Source organism: Candidatus Methylopumilus rimovensis (assembly GCF_006364615.1).
GTDB lineage: Bacteria > Pseudomonadota > Gammaproteobacteria > Burkholderiales > Methylophilaceae > Methylopumilus > Methylopumilus rimovensis.
In genome coordinates, this window is record NZ_CP040986.1 from 831,036 (window position 1) to 855,548 (window position 24,513).

The window sequence follows — 24,513 nt, forward strand, 5'->3', positions numbered from 1 at the left end:
AAATAAGGTGGTTTGGCTAATACTTATGCCGCTAGATCAAATATCAACACTTCCCCATCCCCACCCTTTTCAATGGTGATTAGGGGCTCATCCTTTAGCAATAATGCATCACCAGACTTCAAATGATGGCCGTTAATTTCCAATGCTCCTTTGATAAGATGAACATACGCTTTTCTATTTTGGCTCAACTTTAAAATCGCTTTCTGATGTTCATTGAAAATACCGGCATATAAAGACGCATCCGCATGAATCAAAACGGACTGATCTCTCCCATCTGAAGATGCAATGAGGGCAAGCTTACCTTCTTTCTTAGCTCTAGAAATCGTTTTTTGCTCATAGCTAGGCTCTATATTTTTCACATGAGGCTCAATCCAAATTTGTAATAGATGGGTCATAGAATTACTAGCACTATTAAATTCGCTATGCGCAACAAAGCTCCCTGCACTCATTCTTTGCACCTCATCTGGATTGATAGTTTTCATATTGCCCATGCTGTCTTTATGGGCCAACTGACCTGAAAGTACATAGGTGATGATCTCCATATTTCTATGAGAATGATCTCCAAAGCCTCCGCCTACTTCAATATAGTCCTCATTAATGACGCGAAGATTACCCCAACCCATATATTGAGGATCGTAATAATCTGCAAATGAAAATGAATGATAGCTTTTTAACCAACCATGGTCGGCATATCCTCGATCTTCTGATTTTCTAAGTATGATCACTGATTAAATTTCTTAAAATTTTTCTTGTAACGATAAAAGAGCAAAATAGAGAGAAATAAAATATTTGGATACCAAATATACCAATGTGTCCATGGCACTCCATCCATTTTGTAATCTGATAGTGGCCAAAAAATCGGGGTCGCAAAGAAAGCTTTCGAGTGAAAAGGAAAATCGAGAATAATATGGAAAGGCCAAGCTAGCATCGCCATAGCAAATGCTCGGTTAAAGCGATAAACAAGATAAATGATAGGCAGGCATACCATAAAACTATGGCCGATTGAATAGGCTGGAAAAATCCAAGACGGCAGAGAATCTAATGCGGGTTTTCCAAAATGCCAATGCCCCGTCATAAGATTTATAAGCATCAAGAATCCAAACGAAATAAGATCTGGCATAGAACCGAAGAATATGGCTGACCAAGGATATCGCTTGTACCCAAACAAACCATAACCCCATAAAGCATGACTTAAAGTATCCATAAAATAAGTATAGGGTCTTTAGTAAAAAAATTGAATTTTTAATAGAGGCTGAGCTCTATAAAAGAAGCAATAAGCTGAAATATTGCTCGATAGGCTCCAAATTCACCCTGAATGGTTTGGGGCCTTTCTTTTTAAATCTCATTTAAAAAATTATGATAAAGATTTTATTTGATAATCAATGCAATATTTGCAAAAAAGAAATTCGATATTACAAATCAATTGCCCCCACCAACATTTTTTTGTGGTGCAATCTTCATACGAATAAAGACCTGCTCAACAAATATCAAATTACATATAAGGATGCACTTTTAAGCCTTCACGCTATCGATGAAAACGAAATGCTTCATAAAGGTATCGATGCGTTTTGTCTTATTTGGAAACATTTAAGAGGATGGCGCTGCTTAAGCATCGTTATCAAGCTTCCTATCATTTACCCTATGAGCAAAATAGCATATCAATATTTCGCGTCATGGCGTTTTAACAGGCTCAATTACTGTCGAGTGAATTAATTGGCATTCATTATTGGAATTGATGGTTGTAAGTCTGGTTGGTTTTCAGTTTGGGAAAATCAAAGTGAGAATATTGAGTCATCTATTTTTACAAATCTTAATGACTTAAATAATTTCTTTAAAGATGAAAATCATCTAGTTATTGGCATTGATATGCCAGTCATTCTATCTGATGAAATTCCAAGGGAAGCCGACCAACTAGCCAGAAAATTACTCAGCAAAAAAGCTTCTTCAGTATTTACGGCACCTACTCCTGAAATGTTAGAACAGCCCAACTATGAAAAAGCTTCATTAGTTTCAAAAAGACTTTTTGGTAAGTCTATGTCGCTTCAATCATGGTATTTATTTCCTAAGATTAAAGATGTGCAAACCATGATTCACCATGAAAAAATGAATTTTTATGAAATACATCCGGAGTTGAGTTTTAGGGCAATGAATAATGAAAAAGTTATTTTGGAAAGCAAAAAGACCTTTGAGGGTTTTAATATAAGAAATTCATTATTAACTACACATTTTAAATATTTTCATTTTGATGAAATAAGGATGCAATATCCAAAAAAAGATGTCATGGATGATGATATATTAGATGCACTTGCCGTATTATGGAGCGCAAAAAGGATTCAATCCAATGAAGCTTCATTTATACCCCAAGCCCCAAAAAAACCAAACATGCAAATTGCTTACTGATGGCTTACTTTGTAAAAATTATTATCGCTACTTTAGTGATTGTATTAGTGACTGAATTAAGTAAAAAAGATACTAAGATAGCAGCACTCCTCTTAGCGCTCCCAATTATTTCATTTACTGCATACACTATGATTTGGTTTGAAAGTAAAGATACTGAAAAGATTGCTCAACTGGCTAATGAAAATTTTATTTATGTATTGCCAGTGATGCCTGTATTACCCTTATTTAGCTGGCTATTAAAAAACCAGTATGGTTATTTTACTTCTATGCTATTGGCTATCATTATCATGACAATACTTTTTTATTTGCTCCAAAAAATACTCTAAGTATGGGACTACTCTCAATAATCTTTAAAAAAGTTTCCTATAATCATTAATAGTGATTGAATATAGTCCTTTTCATCAATATTTCTTGAGTTATTTATATTTTTCCTCATGAATTCCAAAAATACTCATAACTAAATGATGCAATGTAAAAACACTATTTTATATGTGAAAAACAAAAAAATTGTTTTTATTAGATTATTTATATGAAAACTCTAAGACTTATTCTAGGCGATCAGCTCAATCCAAACCATTCCTGGTTTAAAACCACAAATGATGAAATATATTACGTTTTAATGGAAGTGAAGCAAGAAACAAATTATGTTCTTCATCATGCACAAAAAATTATAGCTATATTTGCTGCCATGAGAGATTTTAAGGGGTTTCTCTTAAAAAATAATCATCACGTCATTTATATAAAAATAAATGATAAAGACAATCAACAATGTTTTAAATCTAATCTTAATGCCTTACTTAAAGTTCACCATATTAAAAAATTTGAATATCAAGAGCCAGACGAATCAAGGTTAGATAAAGAATTAAAAAATTTTTGTAATGAAATCTCTATACCATCAGCATGTGTCTCATCAGAACATTTTTATACAAGCCGTGATGAAGTTAAAGAGGTCTTTAAAGATAAAAAACAATGGCTCATGGAGTCTTTTTATCGTTATATGAGAAAAAAGCATCACATTCTGATGAATGATATAAATGAGCCAATCGGTTCAAAATGGAATTTTGATAATGAGAACAGAAAGGTATGGAAGGGAACACCCAAGACTTTTAAAGATACTCGACCCATACATGATCATAGTGCCCTATGGAATGAAATTTGTAATGCCCAGATACAAAGCTTTGGTGAAAATAATGCATCTCACTTTCGATGGCCATTAAATAGACAAGAAGCATTAAAACATCTCGATTTCTTTGTAAAAAACATATTAGTGCACTTCGGTGATTATCAAGATGCGATGCATAAGGATGAGTCAAAGATGTTTCATTCATTAATTTCTTTTGCTCTTAACACAAAAATGTTATCGCCTCATGAGGTTATTTTGAAGGTTGAGAGATCATATCGCGATAATCACATATCTATTAATACCGCCGAAGGTTTTATCAGACAAATTTTAGGCTGGAGAGAATATATAAGAGGCTATTACTGGGCAAATATATCTTCACTAAATAGTGAAAATTATTTTAATCATCAATTAAAGGTACCAAGTTGGTTTTGGAATGGTCAAACCCAAATGAATTGTCTTAAATATTCCATTAATCAATCTTTAAATGAAGCCTATGCTCACCATATTCAAAGACTTATGGTGATTGGCAATTTTTCACTTCTTGCAGGCATTCATCCACAAAAACTACATCAATGGTATCTTGGAATTTATATTGATGCTTTTGAATGGGTGGAAATGCCTAATACTATTGGTATGAGTCAATTTGCTGATGGTGGAAAGTTAGCGAGTAAACCTTATGTTTCCACTGCCAATTATGTCAATAAAATGAGTAACTATTGTGAGGGCTGCCATTATTCTAAAAATGAAAAAATTGGTGAAAAGGCTTGTCCATTTAACAGTCTTTATTGGAATTTCTTTTTATTAAATGCCGAAAAGCTTGGTAAGAATCCTAGATTAGGCATTGTATACAAGCAACTTCGAGACATGGATCCTGATTTATTAAAGGATGTGCAATCTCAAGCACGTAAATATATTCAAAATATTGAGACTTTGTAACTAAGCGTAACAGGGGCAGCAGTTATTTTATTTTGACATTCATGTTAATTTTTATGGCGCCTGCAACGTTCAGAACAAAACTTCACTTCATCCCAAACAAGTTGCCATTTTTTTCGCCAAGCAAATGGTTTCTGGCACACAACACAAATCTTAGTGGCTAATTGTGCTTTTTTTATCATTCTCATAAAAAATTAACGGCTGATTTTATATTGCGTAGGGCAATAAGCGCGTTTTATCTCAGACGATCTGAGTTTCAGATGTTTGACTGATTTTTCTTTAACGCGCTTTCTCCATAACCGATACGAGGATGGCTTAAGATTTTCTTGCATGATTCTCATGAGAGACGGCTCATCTACATGAAAATTTTTTAAGATTGCCTCAAAAGGCGTTCTATCCTCCCAAGCCATTTCAATGAGACGTGAGAGATCACCCTCACTCAATAATGGCTTTTTTAGGCTCATGATGCAGAACAAAAAAGATATTTAACGAAAGCGGCAATACCTAAAACATAAAATGCAGTTCCAAGTAAACATCTAAAAGCCATATGCCAATTGTAGGAACATTTTTTTTCTTGCTTTACTTTTTTTGCCATGACTAATCCTATTTGTAATTAATAACTCTGAATAGAGCAAATGTTAAAGATAGAGTTCACTCAATTCATGATACGGCCTTTGTTCTTTTTTAAATTTTTGAAAATTTAAAATTCACCTCGAAGACCAATCATAAGCGATCGACCACCCATGGGCGCTATATCTTTTAGAAATGATGTATGCTCGCGAATTTCTTCGTCTAATAAATTATTAGCGCGCGTAAATGCCTCTAAATTATATTGGGTAGGTAACTTATACGTTGCCATCATGCTGACGTTTGTATAACTGTCTGTAACAAGCTCCTTACCTCCCTCGTAATTATAGTTTGTCGCAACACGATCTTGTCTAAAAGCATGAAGTACATCTAATCTTGCGCCAAAGCTATTAAATTCATACTTAAGACCTGTGCCTAATTTGAGTGGCGCTATGCGTGGCACATAACCACCATTCGTTTTATCTTGAGCATCCACATAATCTCCTCTAAGATTGAATTGAAGATTCTCTGTCAACATGGTTTTACCCTCTAACTCCACACCCTTGAATATAGCCTTAATGCCTGTAAATTGAGATATTTTAGGGTATGTATATTCTTCGTGGTCATGGTCGTAAGCGTCTCCTTTTTCACTAGTAGACAAAAGACCAATAAAATTTGAAAAATTTGTATAATAAGCTCCAAGCGTCAAGCTATCTTCTCCTGCTTTCCAGCGAATTTGACCATCTAATCCATTTGATCTTTCTTTCCTAAGTCCAGTATCACCCTGTTCATAAGTAGCTGTAGCAACATGCATACCCTTTGCGAAAAGTTCAAAATAGCTAGGAGCACGCTCATTATGAGTGACATTACCTGTCAACGACCATTGATCGTTAAGCGCATAAAGGCCACCAATAGCTGCATTATTGGTATTAAATTTCTTTGTAGAAGGATTACCAAAATGAAAACCTCCACCATCTTCTAAATCTCCTCCACCTTGACTTGCCACATTATGTTTGCCATGTCTTAAACCAAAGGTCAGCTTATGTTGGTTTAAGGGAAGTTCTTCATAAACATAAACAGATTGAGAATTTGTTTTTGAATTTGGTACAAAGGCTTCATGACCAAGCGCATCAAATCTACCATTATCAAATTGAGTTCCGATCACCCCTTTCAAACCGAATAAAGGTACATGCGTCAATTCAAATGTCCCATTGATACCTTTATTTTTAAAAGTGGTGTGAATTTTACTTCCATCTTTTTCATGATGAAGGTAATCGGTATAAGCTGCTTTAAATTTAGCGCGCTCAAAAAAAGTACCTAGATCTCTAATTTCAGAGGCAAAGTCAAAGCGGTCGCTATCCATATCAATAAGAACTGGTTTTACGATGCTGCCATAATTTGTTTGATGTTTAGCGTAACTAACACCTGCATAGCCCCTATCAAAAATCATAGATGCTCCTATAGCACCACCCCTTGTCTCAGATTGGCTATTCAGGAGTCTACCCCTACCATGATCGGTCAAATAAGGCTTATAAGATCCATTTTTTGAGCCTTCAACTTCTTCTTCTTTGTCCCAATATCCAGTGGATTCAAGTCTTCTTGAAACCGCATTGCCTGGAATTCTTAAGTTTTTACTATCTCGATTGTAAGCATCAAAGTGCATCACAAAATTACCTGTACCGACATCCACCACAGCCGCATTGCTTTGTTCTAAGTTAGCACCTCCATAACGCACTTCACCACGACCTGTAATGCCTTCTAATTTTTCTTTAGGAATTCGATGATCAATCGCATTGACTACCCCCCCAACTGCACCACCGCCATATAGAAGTGTGGCAGGTCCTCGAATCACATCTATCTGTTCTATAATTAAAGGGTCAATCGATACGCCATGGTCAAAACTTAAATTAGACGCATCTAAGTTATTAATACCATTTTGTAAGATTCTAATCCGATCGCTATCCATGCCGCGAATCACAGGACGCCCCACCGAAGGACCAAACGAACTATTACTCACGCCTGGAATGCTATTTAATGTCTCAGCCAATGTATTTTCTCGTCTTAATGAAAGTTCACGACCATTGAGAATTGAAATGGGGACCACCATTTCATCTGAACCAACGCCCAAAGGATTTCCAGTGACCGGTGTTGTAGGCAGTGTAATCAAAGATTTTTCAGCTGCGATCGCTTCGTTCACTGATATAAAAAAAAGCGCTAATACTAGTTTCTTGAGTTTCATGTCAAACCTTTTAAATATTTAAACCAAAAGCCCATCAAATTAAAATGGGGTAATTTTAAAGTCGAATAATTTAAAGGTATTGAGGTGGGGCGCGAGCAGCAAAGTGAATTGCTGTGAGAGATTCATATGAATTAGGTTGAACTACAAATACTGTGTAATGATTTAATTCTTCAAGACTGAAAGCAAATTCACCATCATTAATATGCTGAAGTTTTGCGAAACCAATACATTGAGCACAGGAATGAAGATCTGACTTATGTGATTGCGTCTTTTCTGTATAGTCTTCTATATGAGAAATTTCATGCGCAATTGCTGCTTGCTGACTTACCGCAAACAGAATTATCAAACACAATATAGAAAACAATCGTTTAAACATAAATTTTATTGTAGCACCATAAATGCATCTATGTTGCATATTATACTAATCATAATTTCCCTAAAGAAAGGCCCACCTAATGAACTTCTTCACTGGCTAAATGCTCGCTCGTAAATTCTGGGAAAGGATCATTGAAGTGTTTCCACGCATTCATTTTTTCTCCATGATCGCCAATAGCTAATTCTTGTTGGGTTAGTAAGCATGCATTAAACCCTCTTATAATCGCATCTTTATCCATATCCATGCCAATAATTACAATCTCTTGTTGTCTGTCGCCATAAGGCTTTTCCCAGCGCGCCCTAATTTGCTGAAGACTAGCTTCATCTTCAGGCCAATGAGTATTTGGCGTAATCACCCACCAGAACCCAGCTAATTCGGTTCTTGTGATAGCTCCAGCTTGAGACCAATTCATGCAACAATCAGGTCGTGAGGCTATCCAAAATCGACCTTTTGAGCGAATCACTCCAGGCCATTCCTCGTTAAAGTACGCCCATAACCTCTCTGGATGGAATGGAATGCGAGAGCGATATACAAAACTTGAAATTCCATATTCTTCAGTCTCAGGAATATGTTCGCCACGTAATTCCTTAAGCCAACCTGGTGATTCTGCAGCTACATCAAAATTAAACAATCCAGTATTCATAATTTGATCAAGCGCTACCTGAGAAAATTGACTATGAATAATCTTAGCGCGTGGATTAAACGTTTTTAAAATGCCTTCTAAACGTCCAATTTCATCAGTGGAGAGTAAATCTGTCTTATTAAGAACTATCACGTCACAAAATTCAACTTGCTCTACTAGCAGATCTACTACTGTTCTCTCATCTTCATCGCCAAGGCTCTCCCCTCTATCTGCAATATAATCTCTGGAGCTATAATCCTTGATAAAATTATACCCATCAACTACAGTCACCATCGTATCAAGCTCTGCAATATCAGATAAACTAACTCCATCTTCATCACGAAATGTAAATGTCTCAGCGACAGGAAGAGGTTCTGAAATACCAGTGGATTCAATAAGTAAGTAATCGAATCGACCTTCCTTTGCAAGTCTGGTAATTTCAACCAGTAAATCCTCTCTTAAAGTGCAGCAAATACAACCATTACTCATTTCAATCAATTTTTCCTCACTACGAGATAGCTCGGCTCCTCCGTCTCGGACTAATTGAGCGTCAATATTTACTTCAGACATGTCATTCACAATAACTGCAACCCTTTTACCCTCACGATTATGTAAAACGTGATTTAAGAGAGTAGTTTTACCCGCACCCAGGAACCCTGAGAGAACGGTCACGGGAAGTTTTTTATTTACGGCAAAAGTTTTTGATTCCAAGGAGTTTTCCTTTTAAAAATATGCAATTTTGTTGCATTATAAAAGAAAAAAATAAATATGCAACTAAGTTGCATATTTTTGGCTATTTTAAATTATTGACAGCGAGAACACTTACCCTTGATGGTAAGCTCAATGGATTCCGCAAAGAATTTAGCGGGAAGAACGTGGCTTAATTTTGGATGAATATCATCTAGACAAAAAATTTGCCCACAAGATTTACAATTAAAATGTGCATGCAAATGATTCGTAGTTGAGATTTTCTGTTTTGCAGTTAACCTTGGTCGTGGTTGGGAATTAAAGAACTCATGATTCAACTGAAAATACCAAGTGCGATTTTCACCTGAAATGCGATGAATTAAACCTTTTTTTAGTAACCAATTAAGATTTCGATAAAGTGTGACGCGATCAAAATTTTGCGGTAGTTGTTTTAATATATCCTGGTGAGAAAGTGGCTGATGGTGACTTAAAAGAACATCGACAATAATTAATCTGGAAGATGTAGCTCTTAACTTTTTTTGTGCAAATAGAGTTTGTGAATTATTCATTATTAAAAAAATAATACCACTACCCTGTGGGTTTTAAATAGGAATTTTTATAAGTAGCTATGATGAAAATGCTTTGCATTTTGTCTAAATTTTTATGAATTTCTTTTAATTAAGTTTGCAATCAATATCTTTTTTATAAATTCTTACAATCAAGCCTTTATTGTATTCATGAAATTACTTAGCTTATGTTAAGTGAATTTTTCCTATGATGTATCAATCTTAAGAGTACGATTCATTTAACAAGTTAAAAGACTTGTTAAATGAATTAATAAACTAGACATTATTAATTTTTTAAAATAACTTTTAGGGAAAATATTATGTGGACAACTCCAGCAGCTACTGAAATGCGTTTTGGCTTTGAAGTCACAATGTATGTAATGAACAAGTAATTGTTTTTTTTTAAATGAAAAAACTAAAAAGCCTGGTTCATACTAGGCTTTTTTATATGTTATCTGCCATTACTGATAGTGTTTAATAATTTGAGGAAGAGTAATGAAATATAAAAATAAAACTGAAGCATTTGAGTGGCTTGTGCATTCCTGGAAATGTACCTGCCCTATTTGTTCAACAAAAATTCATTAATAACAATTAGTGAGTTAAATTATATTGGGCAATATAGACAGCTATGCCTGCAAAATAGCCTATCAAGGCTAACCAGCTAATCTTTTTAACATACCAAAAAAATGGAATTTTTTCTAAGCCCATAGCAGCGACTCCTGCAGCCGAACCAATAATAAGTATTGATCCACCTGTACCTGCACAATAAGCCATAAATTCCCATAAGAAACTATCAGCCGGATATTGCGTTAAGTCGTACATCCCTATAGAAGCTGCGACAAGGGGCACATTATCAACAACAGCACTCAATAAGCCCAATAAGGTGACAATATAATCCTGGCGACCCACTGTTTTATCTAAAAACTCAGAGAATGAGCGAAGTATATGGCTATGTTCGAGTGTAGCGACAGCCAATAAAATCCCAATAAAAAAGACAATCGATGTCATGTCAATACGATGTAAAGCATGGGCTAAAGTGAATTGCTGTTTATCAGCATCGTCCTTCTTATAATGTATCAAATCCCCTACCAACCAAAGAATTCCTAATCCAAAAAGGATGCCCATAAAAGGTGGTAAATGCGTCACTGTTTTAAATACAGGCACTAAAATCAAAATACCGAGGCCTAAATAAAACATAGTGTTCCGCTCAAAATCAGATGTCAGCATTGAAGGGGCGTTATATGTTTTAGTTTGCGTTGAAATAAGCTTGCCCTTCATTGAATGACTAACAAATAATAAGGGCGCAATAAGGTTAGCTAATGAAGCTAAGAATAAACCTTTAATGATAGCCAATGTAGTAATCTGTCCGCCAATCCACAACATAGTGGTTGTCACGTCGCCAATGGGCGACCAAGCACCTCCCGCGTTAGCTGAAATTACCACCATTGCTGCAAATAAAAGCCTATCTTCTTGTTTTTGTAATAATTTCCTAGTAAGCGAAACCATCACGATGGTAGTTGTTAAATTATCTAATACGGCACTTAAGAAAAAAGATAGGAACCCTACAATCCATAGTAAAGATGTCAATTTTGTAGTTTTGATACGAGATGTAATAACTTCAAAGCCATTATGCGCATCAATCACTTCTACAATCGTCATAGCACCAATTAAGAAAAAAACAATTTCAGCTGTAGAAGCTATTGATTCGGATAATTGGTGACCTACAAGTGAATGGTCACTTGTTGCTAATGCATATATGGTCCATAACAATCCGCCACCAAGTAATGCACTGGCTGATTTATTAATTTTTATAGAATGTTCGAGCGTAATTGAAGCATATGTAATGACGAAGATAATAATGAGTGAACTAATCATAATTTTTAGCTAGCTTATTTATTTTTACAATTAGATTTTAACATTTTAAATGCCTTGATTTATATATCACTCAAATTGAAAAAACTTATGGCAATTAATCTTTAAAAAGTTCCTTCCAAATCGATATAACTTCCATGGGGTAATGATCCACTTCAGAAAGTATCACTTTTCCATCTAGTTTAGCTTCCAGCCCTAATTGATGTTGGAGTGATCTATATAAGCGATATGCATCAATAAGTTTTTCTGCCATTTCAACTTCTATTAAATTTTTTTTACTAAAAAGATTAAGTAGTCCAATATTGCCTATATTGTGAGTGAGTTCTTTATATGAAGCACTAAAAGCCAATACAAAATATTGCACAATAAATTCAATATCAATAATACCGCCACGATCTTGCTTTAAATCGAAATAATGATGATCGACTTTGTGTTTTTCAACCATTTTTTCTCGCATCTCGACTACATCTTTCTTTAACTGATTTATATCTCTTGGAGCATTTAAAATATTAAATCGAATCTTTTCAAATTGATTACCTATTTCTTTATCTCCAGCACAAAATCTAGCGCGTGTAATCGCTTGATGCTCCCAAGTCCATGCTCTCTTTGATTGGTAATCTCGAAAAGCATTGATTGAACTGACTAAAAGGCCACTGGCACCATCAGGTCTTAATGCGAGATCAATTTCATAAAGCACACCTGAAGATGTATAGGTATTAAGCCAACTATTAATACGCTGTGCAAATCTTGCATATTTTTCGGCCATACCATCTCGTTCATCATCATAGATAAATACAACATCTAAATCTGACGTATAGCTCATTTCTTTACCACCAAATTTTCCATAAGCAATTACTGCAAACTTAGGCAAGTCAATCTGCTCTGAATACATATAACTCCAAACTAAATCTAATGTTTCTTCAATCAATAAATCAGCAAGTTCAGTTAAATAATCAGAAAGATTTTCAACGGATACATCTCCTATTACCTCGAGCGCTGCTAATTTAAAAATCGTGGCATGCTTAATATTCCGCATCACATTCATTTGATGCTCAATATCATCTCGAGCATCCAGTAAATCTTTTTGAAGTCTCGCTTTTATTTCAGCAAAATCTGGTTTTGTATAAAAATGATTAATATCAAGAAGCTCATCAATTAAAATCGGATGCTGAACAAGGTATTGGGAAAGCCAAGGGCCTGCTTCCGATAATTTAATAAGTATCTTTAGTGCGCTTGGATTTTCTGTGAGCATCGCAAGATAACTTGCACGCCGACATATACTCTCTAAAACTGAGATCATTCTTATCAATGTTGCATAAGATGCTGACGTCAAAGAGACTTCATTTATAATTAAAGGCATCAGCAAATCGAATCGTTGCCGACTAGATTCAGGTAAATGAATATATCGTGAGCTATGCTTGAGTCCATCAAGCACTTGATAAGTCTCACTCGGTAATTTAAATCCTAAACTCTCGAGATACTGAAGTGCATCCTCTAATTTTAAAGTGCCATGCCAAAGTGCTTTAGCCATATTTAATTGAGGCGAATCCTCGTCTTTAATGGCTTCTTTAAAGACTTCATCAAAATACAATTCTATCTTTGCTCTATGAATTTCAAGATCTCGATAAAACAAATTCCAATCCTCATATTGCATAGATTTTGCGACTCTTGATTTCCCTTCATCAGACTTTGGTAGCTCTTGTGTTTGCTTATCTTCTATATACTGAAGTCTATGCTCAAGATTTCTTAGGAATCGATAAGCTTCAGTTAAGGATTTGACAGCTTCGGTAGATAATAAATTTTTAGTTTCTAGAAGTTTTAATGTGGGCAAAAGTGATTTTAGCTTTAAAGCTTTGTCTTGACCGCCTCTAATTAATTGATAGACCTGCGCAATAAACTCAACTTTGCGAATACCGCCTCGGCCAAGTTTTATATTTTCTTGAATACCTCTTTTTTTGACGTCGTTTTGAATTTGACTTTTTAAGTCGCGCATAGAGTTTAATGCGCCATAATCTAGATACCTGCGATAGACAAAAGGGTCAATAATTTTATTAAGCTCTATTCGAGGCCCCGCTATAACGCGACCTTTTACCCAAGCATATCTTTCCCATTCTCGTCCGTATTTTTGATAATAGTCTTCTAGCATTTGATAGCTGCATGTAATTTGACTCTCAGAGCCAAAAGGTCTTAATTGCATATCTACACGAAATACAAATCCATCTTCTGTGATGTCGTTGAGACTCGATATGATTTTCTTACTAAGCTTAATAAAAAAGCTTTGATTACTTATAGGTTCTTTACCTTCGGTATCACCCTCTTCGGGATATGCAAAAATAAGATCAATATCAGATGAAACATTAAGCTCTTCTCCACCTAATTTACCCATGCCCACAATACTTAATTGTTGCTCTTCACCATTTAATCCTATAGGCGAGCCATGAATGGTCTTGAGGTAATTGAAATGAAATTGATGTGCTTGAATGAGCGTGATTTCGGCAAGTGCAGTAATTGACACTAAAACCTCATCTAAATCACCAAGCTTATTAAGATCACGAAGAATGATATTAGCAACAACATATTGACGTAATTTACGAAGCGATTGATTTAAGCTTGCTTCATCTAAAATTTGACGGCTATTCAGCCAAGATTCCATCTCTTGACGACTAAAGGGATGATTTATGTGTTCAAGTGATTTTTGTTCAAGGTCTTGATCAGCCTCAAATAATCTTTTGATAAAAGGAGAACAATAAAAAGTGTAAGCAAGATTCTTATCTATCAATTGACTCATTAATGAATTGTGCTGAGTATGCATGCGTAAATGGAAATAGTAAATTTTCTATACACTAGAAATTACCATAAAAAAACTCATTACAGGATTGTTTGAATAGCCTAGTACTAATTACCTTAGACTTCGATCAATTATATTTACTTAAGCATATAAACAATATGATGATTATCAGGTGTGATTGATTCTAACTTAACCCATTCCTTATTCTCTTTGTACCAAAGCTGTATATTAATTTTAGGTGCTAAAAGCTGATATGAGTCAGCTTCTATATTTTCATTTTTAACTTTAATAGACTTTTTACCCAAATATTTAATCGACACTTCTGGGTATTCCCCCGTCTGAACATTTAAAAGTTTTTTCTGTTTTAGCATAAGAGGATTCCAATAGCTAAAGGTCATCGGGCAATCAGCTGCAAATGCTTGTTTAGTCGGCTCTATTAATTTAAAAGTGTTAGCCTCTGTTTTGCCTAATACTTTGTAAGCGTCTCCTCCATCCTGCGTCGAAGATTCAACAGTATATAAACAATCTTTATTCCATTGCTCTTGGGATATATGTTTATACTTATAAACTGGGATAGATAAAAGCGTGACTTTAAATTGAGCATTGCTAGTAAGCTGATTAAATTCAACGTCTTCTTTGAGCTGAAAAGTATGTTCTCCAATTAATTTTTCATCCATAAAGACATCAAAATTCCAATCTTTTGCAAAAGTTATGCTTGGAATAAGGGTTAGACAGAGAATTAAATTTTTAAAAGCTAAAGATTTCATAGAGAAATATTAGCACACACCATCCCAAGATTTTTCAAGAGATTGAGTATCATTATTTTTTCCCGGGAAATTTTGAAAATACATGTCAATGAGATATGGAAGTGTCACGGTAAGTTTTGAGCACGTGCCTCTACTTCTTAACTGGCCTTCATAAATTTTATCTAGTTCAGTACTTTTCATTTTGGGTTTAGCTATATCAATACGAATATATCGCGTAAATAAAGTGTATTTATTAGTATGAGTTTGATAACCTCGATATCCATACATGGGCATACCGGGATACATACCCCAAGAATTTAGAGAGTATCCAGTATATCCAATCATACCAAAATCAGGGATGGTGTAGGTTTCGGTTATTTCCTTACCATTGTCATCCCCATAATCAAAGAATAAAAGTAGTTCAGGTTTTTTAGAATGGTCTACGACAGTAAAGCCTAGTTTCTCTATCCGCTCCTTTAAGATCGCAGAATAATGCTTAAACTCTAAGGAGCCTTTTTGAGATTGATGCCAAGGAACAATGGCAACAGTAGAAAGTTTAAAGTCTTTTGGAAGCTCATGAAAAACAGTAAGTTCAGCCTTGAGGCTTGGATTTTTTTGCGCAAGATGTTGGCATCCCGCAACGCTAGCTAAGGCTATTAATGAAATGATGGTAAAGATAAATCTCATTTTGATTTAGGACTAAATATTTCTATATTTGTTCATTTCTAAATTTAAGAAAACTTCTAAGGCTTCAATTCTATATCTGAACTTTCGGAAGCCTCCCAAATTTCCTTAGCCGCATCCAGATTAATAGTCATAATAAAAAAACCAACGAGTAAATCAGGCCATATCGAATACCAAATAAAGCTTATTAAACCAGCAAAAATAATAGCTATATTGGCCAAGGCATCATTTCGCGCTGAAAGAAACGCGGCTCGAGATAAACTACCTTGATAATTTCTAAATTTCACCAAGATATATACGCAACTGAAATTAATCAATAAGGCTCCGACCCCTGTGATAGAAAGCATCGATGGATCTGGAACAGAAGGTACATAAAATTTTTGCCATGCTGTATACAAAAAAGCAAAAGCTGGGATAACTAAAATGATCGCTAAGACCTTACCAAGTCTTGCTTTATTTTTTGATGTCCAATGTAATGCAAGAAAGATAAGTAAATTAATCGAAGCGTCTTCTAAAAAGTCAATGCTATCCGCAAAAAGAGAGGTAGCATGGATATTGCGTGCAACAAAAAATTCTACAAAAAAATAACTTAAATTAGCTAAGGCTACCAGTAGAATAGATTTTTTAAATAGTGCTTCTTTATTGCTAAGCATGGATATATTGGGCTCTACTTCACTTCAATTTGAATTGTCTTACTTAAAGCTTTCCCATATGAACGATGATATCCATCCGCAAATTGAAGGGTCAGTGTGTACACGCCAGGATTTAGGTTAAGCTCTGTTTCTGTCTGTGCTTTCCCAAAGTGCAAATGATTTGAATCCGCAGGAATAGCATTACCTTTTTCGATATAAGGTTTATTAATGAGTAAATGATGATGTCCAGAGTTCTCTTTAAACTCACCGGCTGGCTCTGTTCGTATACCATTGGCTTTAAATATGATCTTGAAAGGATTTGAGACCTGATCACCATCCTTAAGATTTAAAAAATCAACAGAGGGTTCAGGAACTGGAATGTCATTTCTTGGATAAGAAAAAATATGCGTTGAGAGCCACAAGGCAGACAACCCTATAAAAAAAAGTGTTTTAATTTTCATTGGCAGTAGATTTATATAATGACTCCTAGATAATACAATAAACTCATCAACATAATACGTCTCATTGATATGAAGTATTTTTATTATTTTTTAGCTATGATTGCACTTCTTCAGCCCGCAGAGATAGTGGCGGAATCAGAAAAAAATACATTAAAGATTGCTGTTCTTTATGATGATCAATTTCTCCTTCATAATACCGGACTCAATCATCCTGAAAATCCAAGTCGCATTACTCATGCTATTGACTTTCTTAAAAAAGAATATCAATTTAAGTCTCATTTGATATGGCCCTCTTTTGATTATGCGCCCATCGATTTGATAAGTCTTGTTCATTCAGAAAAATATATTAATCTTGTAAAGCTAGAGTCGGAAAGACTTAATAAATCTGTTGCTACACTCTCCACAGGGGACACAGTTATTTCTGACAAATCTTATCAAGTTGCAAGAAAATCTGTTGGCGCAATGATTGAAGGTATTGATCAAATCATGCAAGGGAAAGTATCTAGTGCATTTGCATTCACAAGACCTCCTGGACACCATGCATCTAGAGATAAAGGTATGGGATTCTGTGTATTTAATAATGTAGCCATTGCAGCTAAGTATTTACAAAATAAATATGGGATTAAGCGTATCTTAATTGTGGATTTTGATGTTCATCACGGCAATGGAACGCAAGATATATTTTATAGTGATAATTCGGTATTTTATTTTAGCATTCATCAACATCCTTTTTATCCTGGCACGGGACGTCAAACCGAGCGAGGTATTGGTAATGGATATGGTTTTACGTTAAATATCGATTTACCAAAAGGTGCGGGAGATAGAGAATTCATTGAAGGTTTAAATAATCAATTAATACCTGCTATGGACAAGTTTAAACCAGAATTTATTTTAGTCTCTGCCGGATTTGATGCGCATGAAAATGATTTGCTTGGACAATTAAAGTACTCAAATGATGGTTACAAAAAAGCTGCTGATATTTTATTGTCACTCGCAAAAAAATACTCCATGAATCGTATGATGTTTGTATTAGAAGGTGGCTATGAGCCAACAAATATAAAAGATGCTTCAGAGAGCATTCTGAACGCAATGATATCTAAACATAACAATTAATAATTCAAATTATTCCCTTACTTTGATAAAGTAAAATATACAATTTTTGAGGAGTTAATTATGGCTAAAAAAAATATAGAAGAAGCATTGCTGGAAAAAATCCATCAAAAACTCTCAGACATTAACACCAATATGCTTAAAGTATTTTGGATTGTCGCTATTTTTGCTTTTCTATACTTTGGCTTAATGCTCTATCTTCTAAATAAATAATTTAAATCTTAAAAGAAGCTTTCTTGATTCTGTCATGTATTGCATACCATTCAGATTTTTCGGGTGGCAATTCAATATATATTTTTTCATATTTTTTATCGTCCATTAACCTTAGTGTTGAGTAAAAAACTTGCCCATATTGATAGGCATCTTTTGGCATTTGATGAATATGTATATTATTTTTATTGATATCGCTTAAAAGTAATAAGACAGATTTATTTATTGGCATATCGTTAATTAAATGTTCAATTTCTGATTTTTCATATGGATGAACTGAAGCTCTCGGCTGATAATGATTCAATAAATTGCCTGAAATTTTCTCGTCAGAATTAGAATGAGGCAGAATTTTTTTATCTATGACCTCTTCAATATGAGCTATAGGCAAACCTCCCGGGCGAAGTATCTTAGGTTTGATTTCTGTTAAGTCAATAATGGTAGATTCAAGCCCCACTTCACATTGACCGCCATCAAGAATAGCTGAAATTTTTCCATCAAGATCATCCAAGACATGTTGAGCTGACGTAGGGCTTACACGACCAAATAAATTTGCAGATGGCGCGACAATCCCTTTATTAAGAATTGTGAGAAGAGAAAGCGTCACAGGGTGATTAGGGATCCGAATACAAATTTTGTCTGATCCGCCAGTAATTTCACTTAGCACATCAGGGTGTTTTTTTAATAAAAGTGACATGGGTCCAGGCCAAAAATGTTTTGCTAAATTATGGACGTCACTTGGAATGTCTATGGCCCAATCATTCAATTGATCGATGCTTCTGAGATGTAAGATTAAAGGATGTGATTGAGGTCTTTTTTTAACTTCAAAAATCTTATTTATGGCGGATATATTTGACGCATCCGCAGCCAATCCATAAACAGTTTCTGTAGGGATGGCGACCAGCTCACCATCAGATAGTAATTGTGATGCCTTGTCTAAATCAATGTCATTTGCTTTAAGAAGAATAGTTTTCATAAGATTTAAATCATTTTAATTAAAAAAGTGAATGTTTTTCTTCTTTTATTTTTTTATGGCTTACCTCTATCTTAGTCTTGTAAACCGGCCATGCCTTGAAAACACATAAATTAATATTTTCCTTGATGTTTTAAATGAGAATGATTATCATTTAGGTGTGGAAATACACAATAAATCAAAATATCTCAATAAAACAATAATTTACCTATTTATAGGAAGCTTGCTGCCGGGTATTTCTTTTGCCAATACAGCTGAAAATGAAAATTATTATAAAAAAAATGAGCGTAATGAAATTGAAAGTGTTAAAGACGGTTTAGCTAAAACAAATCTCAAGAAAAGAGTGACTACCTTCACAAAAAAAAATCTACAAAGTCGCAACACTCCCCCTTTAATCTCTGAGAATACCAATAAAGTATTTTTAAATACCGCTATCAATACGGCGAGATTAAATGTCGTTGAGCTAAGTACGATTGATGTGAAGGGAGACTCTAGTATTTTAGGCTCTAAAAACCTTCAGTTTAAATTACCTAGCTCATTTAATACGATTGAACAAAAAGAGCTAAATGATAATCATGTAATGACAACTAATGAGGCTCTCAGAAAAGTACCAGGTGTAGTTGTAAGAGATGAGGAAGGTTTTGGTATGAGGCCCAATATAAGCATAAGAGGACTCAATCCAACTCGCTCGACCAAAGTCATGCTATTAGAAGATGGGATTCCGCTTGCTTATGCGCCATATGGTGATAACACTAGTTACTACTATCCTTCTATAGATCGATTTTCTTCAATTGAAGTCCTTAAAGGTGCAGGGCAAATAAAATATGGCCCACAAACAATCGGTGGTGTTATTAATCATATTACACCCTTACCTCCAGAAAAATTTGGTGGTTTTATAAGTTATACCGGAGGTAATAGAGACTTTCTTAATACAAAGTTAAATGTTGGTGGGAATGGAATGTTGCTGGACTATACGTTTAAGAAAGGGGATGGGGCTAGAGATAATACTAATCACAATATTGATGATTTGAATTTCAAAATCATTCGTGACTTAACAGAAAATCAAGCATTAACATTACGTACAAATTATTTTAGTGAAGACTCTCAAGTTAGCTATAGCGGAATCACCAGAGCTGAATATGAGAATTTTGGAGGTCAATATAACCCCTTCAAAAATGATTCTTTTGTGACCAAAAGGTATGGTACTTCAGTAACACATGATTGGCAGGTGAGTCAAAATATGTATCTATTAACAAATATTTATTACAGCTATTTTGATCGAGATTGGTGGCGCCAGCAAAGTAATTCAGCAGCTGGGAATATTGCCTCCGGAACAGGTTGCAATAGTGTAGGTTCTGCGCGTGAAGCCGGGCAAAGAATCAACAGTGATGATTGTCTTGGAAATCAAGGCCGACTAAGAGCTTATGAAACATACGGTGTTGAACCTAGATTAAGTATAAATCATGACTTGGGCTTACTTGAATTAAGTATGCGTATTCATCGCGAACAACAAGATAGAAGACAAGTAAACGGATCTTCGCCAAGAGCGAGAGATGGAACTTTGGTCGAAGACAATTATCGAGAAACAAATGCAATTTCAGGGTATATAAGCAATAGATTTGAAATAGATAAATTTAGTATCACACCTGCAGTGAGATATGAACATATTGAAAATGAAAGATTAAACAAGCTGAATGGAGCTCATGGAAAAAATATTTTACATGCTTGGGTGCCAGGCGTCTCTGTTGGATATACTCCAAATGATCAGATCACATATTTTGCCGGAGTCCATAAAGGATTTGCGCCTCCTAGAACAGAAGATTTGATCACAAATGATGGTGGAGCAATCGATGTCAATGCCGAAAATTCTACTAATCATGAAATTGGATTAAGGGCAAAACCAAACTCAAAGAGCTATATTGAAACAACTGCATTTTATAACGACTTTAGAAACTTAATCGCTGTTGGTTCAGTAGCGTCAAATTTACCAGCTCTGGCGCAAGGTGAAGCATTATTCGCTGGTCTTGAAATATTGGGTAAATATGATTTTGACAGTGGGTTTTATTCGAAAGCTGCTATTACTTGGCTGCCTATTGCTAGACAAGAAAGCGCATTTAGAAGAGTTGATAATAATTCGATTGTTGCAAATAGCATGGAAGGAAAAAGACAACCCTATGCTCCTAAGCAAACAATCACAGCTGGATTAGGATTTAGAAATAATTCCTGGGATGGAATTTTAGAATTAGTTCACGTGGGAGAGCAATTTGCTGATTTTGCAGAAACTAAAAATGTTGATGTTTTAGGACAAAATGGCGTCATTAATAGTTATACAATATTTAATGCTTCTGTTAACTATAAAATTCCGCAATACAAAACATCATTATTTGCTGTTGGAAAAAATATTTTTGATAATGAATATATAGTTGATAGAACAAGAGGAATTATCACAGGCATGCCAGCATTATTTCAAGTTGGAGCAAAAATTGATTTTTAAATAGAGTGAGAAGTCTTGTATTTTCTCATTGACTATAAGGCTTTATCTATGAAGAGCGGTCAATTAATCTATGCTAGAACAAACAGCATAACTTCACTGTTCTGCAAAAGCTAATTAATCTCGATGACGATTCACTCCTCAATCGTATCAAATCCTGTAAAATATTTAGAGCTTTCGAAGTTAGATCAAAAAATTGCATAGCACATTTACAAAAGGAGTCTAATGATGGACGAAAAAAAAACAAATGAAATTAATAAAGCATTGAACACCATTTTAGAGTTTGAATTAGCCGGAGTTGTAAGATACACGCATTATGCATTAATGGTCTATGGTTACAATCGCATACCTATCGTATCTTGGCTTCGAGGCCAAGCCTCAGAGTCTTTAGCGCATGCTGACAAGGCTGGTGAACTCATTACGCATTTAGGTGGCCATCCTTCGCTCTCAATAGGCCCTCTTCTAGAAACACATAACCATGACATTGGTGATATTTTACGAGAGTCACTTGCTCATGAATTAAATACTCTTAATGCATATAAAAATCTTTTAAATATCGTAACCGATGAGTCAGTAATGCTTGAAGAGTATGCGCGAGAGATGATTTATCAAGAAGAACTTCATCTTGGAGAGGTAGACAAAATGCTTAGAAAACCAGGTGATTTATCAAAATTCCATGCATAAATTTTTATTCAACTAACATGCTAATGAATGTTTAAATTTACATGCATTAGCAATTTGTAATTGCTAAATTTATATAGAAATTTATTTTTACCAAAATTTCAAATATGCGTAATAATCAATTTTAAATTCTTTGAGGTAATGTAGCTACAAAATGCTTGAGTTCATTCTTAATCCAAATACGATCATTGCTTTTTTTGCACTTTCGGCTATGGAAATTGTTTTAGGTATTGATAATATTATTTTAATTAGCGTTATTGTTAATCGCCTTCCATCAGAAATCCGTGAATCAGTCAATCGATTTGGCTTATTCCTTGCACTAATTACGCGGGTTTTATTGCTACTGACATTAGCTTGGGTAATGGGCTTAACAGAAACACTTTTTACTCTTTATAACCAAGAAATTTGTGGCAAAGATTTAATTTTATTCTTCGGTGGCTTATTCCTTTTATGGCAAGCTTGCTCGGAAATTTATCTTGAGGTTGAAGCCAAAGAGGAATCTGCAGAGAAAATTGATTCTTCAAACCTCAGAGCAAAATCCACTCAGAAGATTTTTTGGGGCGCTATCCTCCAAATTGGTATTCTTAATATGGTTTTCTCACTAGACAGTATCATTACTGCTGTTGGCTTAGTCAATGAAATCTCAATCATGATTGCTGCTGTTTTGACGTCTGTCTTTTTTATGCTTTTAGCTGCAAAGCCTACAAGTGATTTTATCCATCGCTATCCATCAATTAAAATTTTAGCGCTATCTATGTTAATACTTGTTAGCCTTATTTTAATTACTGAAAGTTTTGATATCCATATTCCAAAAGAATATGTTGGTTTTGCAGTTGCATTTTCTCTTGGGGTAGAAGCGCTAAACATCCGAGCTCGCCATAAAAAGAAAGTATCTGAGTAACGCAATAATTTATTGTTTTGAAGTAACCCTCCAAACACGATTACCTACATCGTCAGCAATAAGAAGATTTCCTTTTTTATCAATCACTAACCCCACGGGCCTTCCATATGCTTCATCACCGACCACAAAATTGGTGACAATATCGATTGGCAACCCTTGAGGTTCATTATCTTTAAAAGGTATATAAACGACTTTATAGCCACTTCTTGGCTTTCTATTCCAAGAGCCATGCTCACTTATAAATACGCCATAGTTATAGGGCGATTTGAATTGTGAAATATCCGAAAAAACTAAGCCCAATGCTGCGACATGTGCGCCTAGTGCATAATCAGGTGAACGAGGATTTAGATTGCTTGGCATAGGTTCTTTCACACGAGGATCTTTATGATTTTTATAATATACGTAAGGCCATCCAAAAAAATCGCCATCATGAACAGAGGTTAAATAATCAGGTACTAAATCATTACCTAATGCATCCCTTTCATTTACTACTGTCCATAATTCACCTGAAGTTGGATGCCATGCAAGGCCGTTGGGATTTCTTAAGCCTGAAGCATAAACTCGTTTTTGTTTTGTTTTAAGATCGACTTCTATAATTGAGGCTCTATCATTTTCTTGATCTAGTCCATGCTCGCCAATATTGCTATTAGATCCGACTGTGACATAAAGCTTTGCGCCATCGGATGATGCAATAATATTTTTCGTCCAATGTGAGTTAATCTCTCCTTCTGGCAAATCTGCAATTTTTTCTGGAGGGTATTTTTTAGTATCAATGCTTAAATCGCCTAACTCATAATGAAAACGCAAAATAGCATCAGTATTGGCCACATATAAATCATTGCCAATTAATGCCATGCCAAAAGGTGAATGTAATCGGGTTAAAAAATCATTAGCTAGCTCAGCAACCCCATCATCATTTTTATCACGAAGTAGTGAAATTTTGTCTGGACTATCATTACCAGCTCCAGCGCGTTTCATGATGAATCCTGCTATAAGATCTTTTAATCCTTGAGCTTTTTTAGGGGGTTGCTTATTACTTTGCGCAACAAGGACATCTCCATTAGGTAAAACATAAAGCCAACGAGGATGTATGAGATCTCTTGAATAAAGATTTATCGCAAAATTATCATGAACAATAGGTGTCAAATTTTCTGGCCATTTTGATGCCTTTGCAATATTCACTGTAGGGATAATTGATACGCTTGGCTCAGGTAATTCAGGATTTACTCCTAAACTCGATGGAGGCAAATCTGAAGAGAGAATTGTTTGGCAAGAAAAGAGAATGGCCAATATAAAAATACTTAATATTTTTTTCATGACCTTATTTTATAGAATTGTTAATGTTTTAGCTCAATCCTTCTCTAGGCTCAGTAAATGTCCTCATGACGTCTTGACTTGACCCTGACTAATCCATCTTTGATTTATAATACTTATCACATACTTAAAAACAATTC

At 34.9% G+C, this 24,513-nt stretch carries 27 protein-coding genes; 10 read left to right on the forward strand and 17 right to left on the reverse strand.

Features of this window, described 5'->3' with window-relative positions:
* Nucleotides 1-23: 23 nt before the first annotated feature.
* Nucleotides 24-725 (reverse strand): pirin family protein, encoded by a 702-nt coding sequence (locus tag FIT61_RS04195; protein WP_139883448.1) that lies wholly within the window; start codon nt 723-725, stop codon nt 24-26.
* A complete protein-coding gene (locus FIT61_RS04200) occupies nt 722-1,204 on the reverse strand; it encodes a hypothetical protein (RefSeq protein WP_139883450.1) in 483 nt (160 codons plus the stop codon). The genes FIT61_RS04195 and FIT61_RS04200 overlap by 4 nt, the downstream gene beginning before the upstream one ends.
* 152 nt (nt 1,205-1,356) lie before the next feature.
* On the opposite strand from FIT61_RS04200, the gene FIT61_RS06845 reads away from it, so the two are divergent.
* The 4 genes from FIT61_RS06845 (at nt 1,357) to FIT61_RS04220 (ending at nt 4,459) form a co-directional block, all read left to right on the forward strand.
* Nucleotides 1,357-1,713: a thiol-disulfide oxidoreductase DCC family protein gene (locus FIT61_RS06845; RefSeq protein WP_139873557.1), complete on the forward strand. Its 357-nt coding sequence runs from the start codon at nt 1,357-1,359 to the stop codon at nt 1,711-1,713.
* Nucleotides 1,714-2,400 carry a DUF429 domain-containing protein gene (locus FIT61_RS04210; RefSeq protein WP_139883452.1) on the forward strand — a complete coding sequence of 229 codons (687 nt, stop codon included), beginning with the start codon at nt 1,714-1,716 and terminating at the stop codon, nt 2,398-2,400.
* The gene (locus FIT61_RS04215) at nt 2,400-2,726 is read left to right on the forward strand and encodes a DUF3147 family protein (protein ID WP_139883454.1); all 327 of its coding nucleotides are present in this window, start codon (nt 2,400-2,402) and stop codon (nt 2,724-2,726) included. Before FIT61_RS04210 ends, FIT61_RS04215 begins: the two co-directional genes overlap by 1 nt.
* Nucleotides 2,727-2,929: 203 nt before the next feature.
* The gene (locus FIT61_RS04220) at nt 2,930-4,459 is read left to right on the forward strand and encodes a cryptochrome/photolyase family protein (RefSeq protein ID WP_139883455.1); all 1,530 of its coding nucleotides are present in this window, start codon (nt 2,930-2,932) and stop codon (nt 4,457-4,459) included.
* A gap of 44 nt (nt 4,460-4,503) precedes the next feature.
* On the opposite strand, the gene FIT61_RS04225 is transcribed toward FIT61_RS04220, so the two are convergent.
* From FIT61_RS04225 to FIT61_RS04250, 7 genes are all read right to left on the reverse strand, one after another.
* Nucleotides 4,504-4,644, reverse strand: coding sequence for a DUF2256 domain-containing protein (locus FIT61_RS04225; protein ID WP_139883457.1), 141 nt, complete (start codon nt 4,642-4,644; stop codon nt 4,504-4,506).
* Between the two features lie 6 nt (nt 4,645-4,650).
* A complete protein-coding gene (locus tag FIT61_RS04230; RefSeq protein WP_139883460.1) occupies nt 4,651-4,920 on the reverse strand; it encodes a TIGR03643 family protein in 270 nt (89 codons plus the stop codon).
* Complete coding sequence (locus tag FIT61_RS06835) at nt 4,917-5,051, reverse strand: hypothetical protein (protein ID WP_280525204.1); 135 nt, start codon at nt 5,049-5,051, stop codon at nt 4,917-4,919. Before FIT61_RS06835 ends, FIT61_RS04230 begins: the two co-directional genes overlap by 4 nt.
* Before the next feature lie 105 nt (nt 5,052-5,156).
* On the reverse strand, nt 5,157-7,262 hold the full coding sequence (locus FIT61_RS04235; protein ID WP_139883462.1) for a TonB-dependent receptor: 2,106 nt from the start codon (nt 7,260-7,262) through the stop codon (nt 5,157-5,159).
* A gap of 70 nt (nt 7,263-7,332) precedes the next feature.
* Nucleotides 7,333-7,608 (reverse strand): hypothetical protein, encoded by a 276-nt coding sequence (locus FIT61_RS04240; protein ID WP_139883464.1) that lies wholly within the window; start codon nt 7,606-7,608, stop codon nt 7,333-7,335.
* Nucleotides 7,609-7,714: 106 nt separating this feature from the next.
* Entirely contained in the window at nt 7,715-8,971 is a 1,257-nt protein-coding gene (gene zigA / locus FIT61_RS04245) for a zinc metallochaperone GTPase ZigA (protein WP_139883466.1), read from the reverse strand.
* 92 nt (nt 8,972-9,063) lie between these two features.
* Nucleotides 9,064-9,516: a Fur family transcriptional regulator gene (locus tag FIT61_RS04250; protein WP_139883468.1), complete on the reverse strand. Its 453-nt coding sequence runs from the start codon at nt 9,514-9,516 to the stop codon at nt 9,064-9,066.
* Nucleotides 9,517-9,833: 317 nt separating this feature from the next.
* Between FIT61_RS04250 and pqqA the strand changes: the two genes are divergently transcribed.
* Nucleotides 9,834-9,905, forward strand: coding sequence for a pyrroloquinoline quinone precursor peptide PqqA (pqqA, locus tag FIT61_RS04255; RefSeq protein ID WP_012777389.1), 72 nt, complete (start codon nt 9,834-9,836; stop codon nt 9,903-9,905).
* 199 nt (nt 9,906-10,104) lie between these two features.
* Here the strand turns inward: pqqA and nhaD are convergent, their stop codons facing one another.
* From nhaD to FIT61_RS04285, 6 genes are all read right to left on the reverse strand, one after another.
* Nucleotides 10,105-11,388 (reverse strand): sodium:proton antiporter NhaD, encoded by a 1,284-nt coding sequence (nhaD, locus tag FIT61_RS04260; protein WP_139883470.1) that lies wholly within the window; start codon nt 11,386-11,388, stop codon nt 10,105-10,107.
* A gap of 94 nt (nt 11,389-11,482) precedes the next feature.
* On the reverse strand, nt 11,483-14,173 hold the full coding sequence (gene glnE / locus FIT61_RS04265) for a bifunctional [glutamate--ammonia ligase]-adenylyl-L-tyrosine phosphorylase/[glutamate--ammonia-ligase] adenylyltransferase (protein ID WP_244925181.1): 2,691 nt from the start codon (nt 14,171-14,173) through the stop codon (nt 11,483-11,485).
* A 137-nt stretch (nt 14,174-14,310) separates the two neighbouring features.
* Entirely contained in the window at nt 14,311-14,940 is a 630-nt protein-coding gene (locus FIT61_RS04270; RefSeq protein ID WP_139883473.1) for a DUF6134 family protein, read from the reverse strand.
* A gap of 9 nt (nt 14,941-14,949) precedes the next feature.
* Nucleotides 14,950-15,606 (reverse strand): DUF4136 domain-containing protein, encoded by a 657-nt coding sequence (locus tag FIT61_RS04275; RefSeq protein ID WP_139883475.1) that lies wholly within the window; start codon nt 15,604-15,606, stop codon nt 14,950-14,952.
* Nucleotides 15,607-15,662: 56 nt separating this feature from the next.
* Nucleotides 15,663-16,256, reverse strand: a complete 594-nt coding sequence (locus tag FIT61_RS04280) for a cation efflux transmembrane domain-containing protein (RefSeq protein ID WP_139873571.1) — start codon at nt 16,254-16,256, stop codon at nt 15,663-15,665.
* 14 nt (nt 16,257-16,270) lie between these two features.
* Entirely contained in the window at nt 16,271-16,696 is a 426-nt protein-coding gene (locus tag FIT61_RS04285) for a DUF4399 domain-containing protein (protein ID WP_139883477.1), read from the reverse strand.
* Nucleotides 16,697-16,792: 96 nt separating this feature from the next.
* Here FIT61_RS04285 and FIT61_RS04290 point away from each other — a divergent pair, with 96 nt between their 5' ends.
* Both FIT61_RS04290 and FIT61_RS06760 read left to right on the forward strand, forming a co-directional pair.
* A complete protein-coding gene (locus tag FIT61_RS04290; protein WP_139883940.1) occupies nt 16,793-17,809 on the forward strand; it encodes a histone deacetylase family protein in 1,017 nt (338 codons plus the stop codon).
* Between the two features lie 60 nt (nt 17,810-17,869).
* A complete protein-coding gene (locus tag FIT61_RS06760) occupies nt 17,870-18,019 on the forward strand; it encodes a hypothetical protein (protein WP_187351773.1) in 150 nt (49 codons plus the stop codon).
* 1 nt (nt 18,020) lies between these two features.
* Here the strand turns inward: FIT61_RS06760 and FIT61_RS04295 are convergent, their stop codons facing one another.
* The gene (locus tag FIT61_RS04295; protein WP_139883479.1) at nt 18,021-18,989 is read right to left on the reverse strand and encodes an L-threonylcarbamoyladenylate synthase; all 969 of its coding nucleotides are present in this window, start codon (nt 18,987-18,989) and stop codon (nt 18,021-18,023) included.
* Nucleotides 18,990-19,146: 157 nt separating this feature from the next.
* Here FIT61_RS04295 and FIT61_RS04300 point away from each other — a divergent pair, with 157 nt between their 5' ends.
* From FIT61_RS04300 to FIT61_RS04310, 3 genes are all read left to right on the forward strand, one after another.
* Nucleotides 19,147-21,480, forward strand: coding sequence for a TonB-dependent receptor family protein (locus FIT61_RS04300; RefSeq protein WP_187351774.1), 2,334 nt, complete (start codon nt 19,147-19,149; stop codon nt 21,478-21,480).
* Nucleotides 21,481-21,705: 225 nt separating this feature from the next.
* The gene (locus FIT61_RS04305; protein WP_139883941.1) at nt 21,706-22,161 is read left to right on the forward strand and encodes a ferritin-like domain-containing protein; all 456 of its coding nucleotides are present in this window, start codon (nt 21,706-21,708) and stop codon (nt 22,159-22,161) included.
* Nucleotides 22,162-22,312: 151 nt separating this feature from the next.
* The gene (locus tag FIT61_RS04310; protein ID WP_139883483.1) at nt 22,313-23,059 is read left to right on the forward strand and encodes a TerC family protein; all 747 of its coding nucleotides are present in this window, start codon (nt 22,313-22,315) and stop codon (nt 23,057-23,059) included.
* Nucleotides 23,060-23,068: 9 nt separating this feature from the next.
* On the opposite strand, the gene FIT61_RS04315 is transcribed toward FIT61_RS04310, so the two are convergent.
* Entirely contained in the window at nt 23,069-24,376 is a 1,308-nt protein-coding gene (locus FIT61_RS04315; RefSeq protein ID WP_139883485.1) for a PQQ-dependent sugar dehydrogenase, read from the reverse strand.
* Nucleotides 24,377-24,513: the final 137 nt, after the last annotated feature.

Coding starts and splice junctions, on each gene's coding strand:
- glnE (WP_244925181.1), bottom strand. CDS start 14,173: ATGAGTCAATTGATAGATAAGAATCTTGCTTACACTTTTTATTGTTCT.
- FIT61_RS04250 (WP_139883468.1), bottom strand. CDS start 9,516: ATGAATAATTCACAAACTCTATTTGCACAAAAAAAGTTAAGAGCTACA.
- FIT61_RS04235 (WP_139883462.1), bottom strand. CDS start 7,262: ATGAAACTCAAGAAACTAGTATTAGCGCTTTTTTTTATATCAGTGAAC.
- FIT61_RS04280 (WP_139873571.1), bottom strand. CDS start 16,256: ATGCTTAGCAATAAAGAAGCACTATTTAAAAAATCTATTCTACTGGTA.
- FIT61_RS04305 (WP_139883941.1), top strand. CDS start 21,706: ATGGACGAAAAAAAAACAAATGAAATTAATAAAGCATTGAACACCATT.
- FIT61_RS04225 (WP_139883457.1), bottom strand. CDS start 4,644: ATGAGAATGATAAAAAAAGCACAATTAGCCACTAAGATTTGTGTTGTG.
- FIT61_RS04215 (WP_139883454.1), top strand. CDS start 2,400: ATGGCTTACTTTGTAAAAATTATTATCGCTACTTTAGTGATTGTATTA.
- FIT61_RS04220 (WP_139883455.1), top strand. CDS start 2,930: ATGAAAACTCTAAGACTTATTCTAGGCGATCAGCTCAATCCAAACCAT.
- FIT61_RS04295 (WP_139883479.1), bottom strand. CDS start 18,989: ATGAAAACTATTCTTCTTAAAGCAAATGACATTGATTTAGACAAGGCA.
- FIT61_RS06845 (WP_139873557.1), top strand. CDS start 1,357: ATGATAAAGATTTTATTTGATAATCAATGCAATATTTGCAAAAAAGAA.
- FIT61_RS04275 (WP_139883475.1), bottom strand. CDS start 15,606: ATGAGATTTATCTTTACCATCATTTCATTAATAGCCTTAGCTAGCGTT.
- FIT61_RS04230 (WP_139883460.1), bottom strand. CDS start 4,920: ATGAGCCTAAAAAAGCCATTATTGAGTGAGGGTGATCTCTCACGTCTC.
- FIT61_RS04270 (WP_139883473.1), bottom strand. CDS start 14,940: ATGAAATCTTTAGCTTTTAAAAATTTAATTCTCTGTCTAACCCTTATT.
- FIT61_RS04315 (WP_139883485.1), bottom strand. CDS start 24,376: ATGAAAAAAATATTAAGTATTTTTATATTGGCCATTCTCTTTTCTTGC.
- FIT61_RS04290 (WP_139883940.1), top strand. CDS start 16,793: ATGATTGCACTTCTTCAGCCCGCAGAGATAGTGGCGGAATCAGAAAAA.
- FIT61_RS04310 (WP_139883483.1), top strand. CDS start 22,313: ATGCTTGAGTTCATTCTTAATCCAAATACGATCATTGCTTTTTTTGCA.
- FIT61_RS06835 (WP_280525204.1), bottom strand. CDS start 5,051: ATGGCAAAAAAAGTAAAGCAAGAAAAAAAATGTTCCTACAATTGGCAT.
- FIT61_RS04285 (WP_139883477.1), bottom strand. CDS start 16,696: ATGAAAATTAAAACACTTTTTTTTATAGGGTTGTCTGCCTTGTGGCTC.
- nhaD (WP_139883470.1), bottom strand. CDS start 11,388: ATGATTAGTTCACTCATTATTATCTTCGTCATTACATATGCTTCAATT.
- FIT61_RS04200 (WP_139883450.1), bottom strand. CDS start 1,204: ATGGATACTTTAAGTCATGCTTTATGGGGTTATGGTTTGTTTGGGTAC.
- FIT61_RS06760 (WP_187351773.1), top strand. CDS start 17,870: ATGGCTAAAAAAAATATAGAAGAAGCATTGCTGGAAAAAATCCATCAA.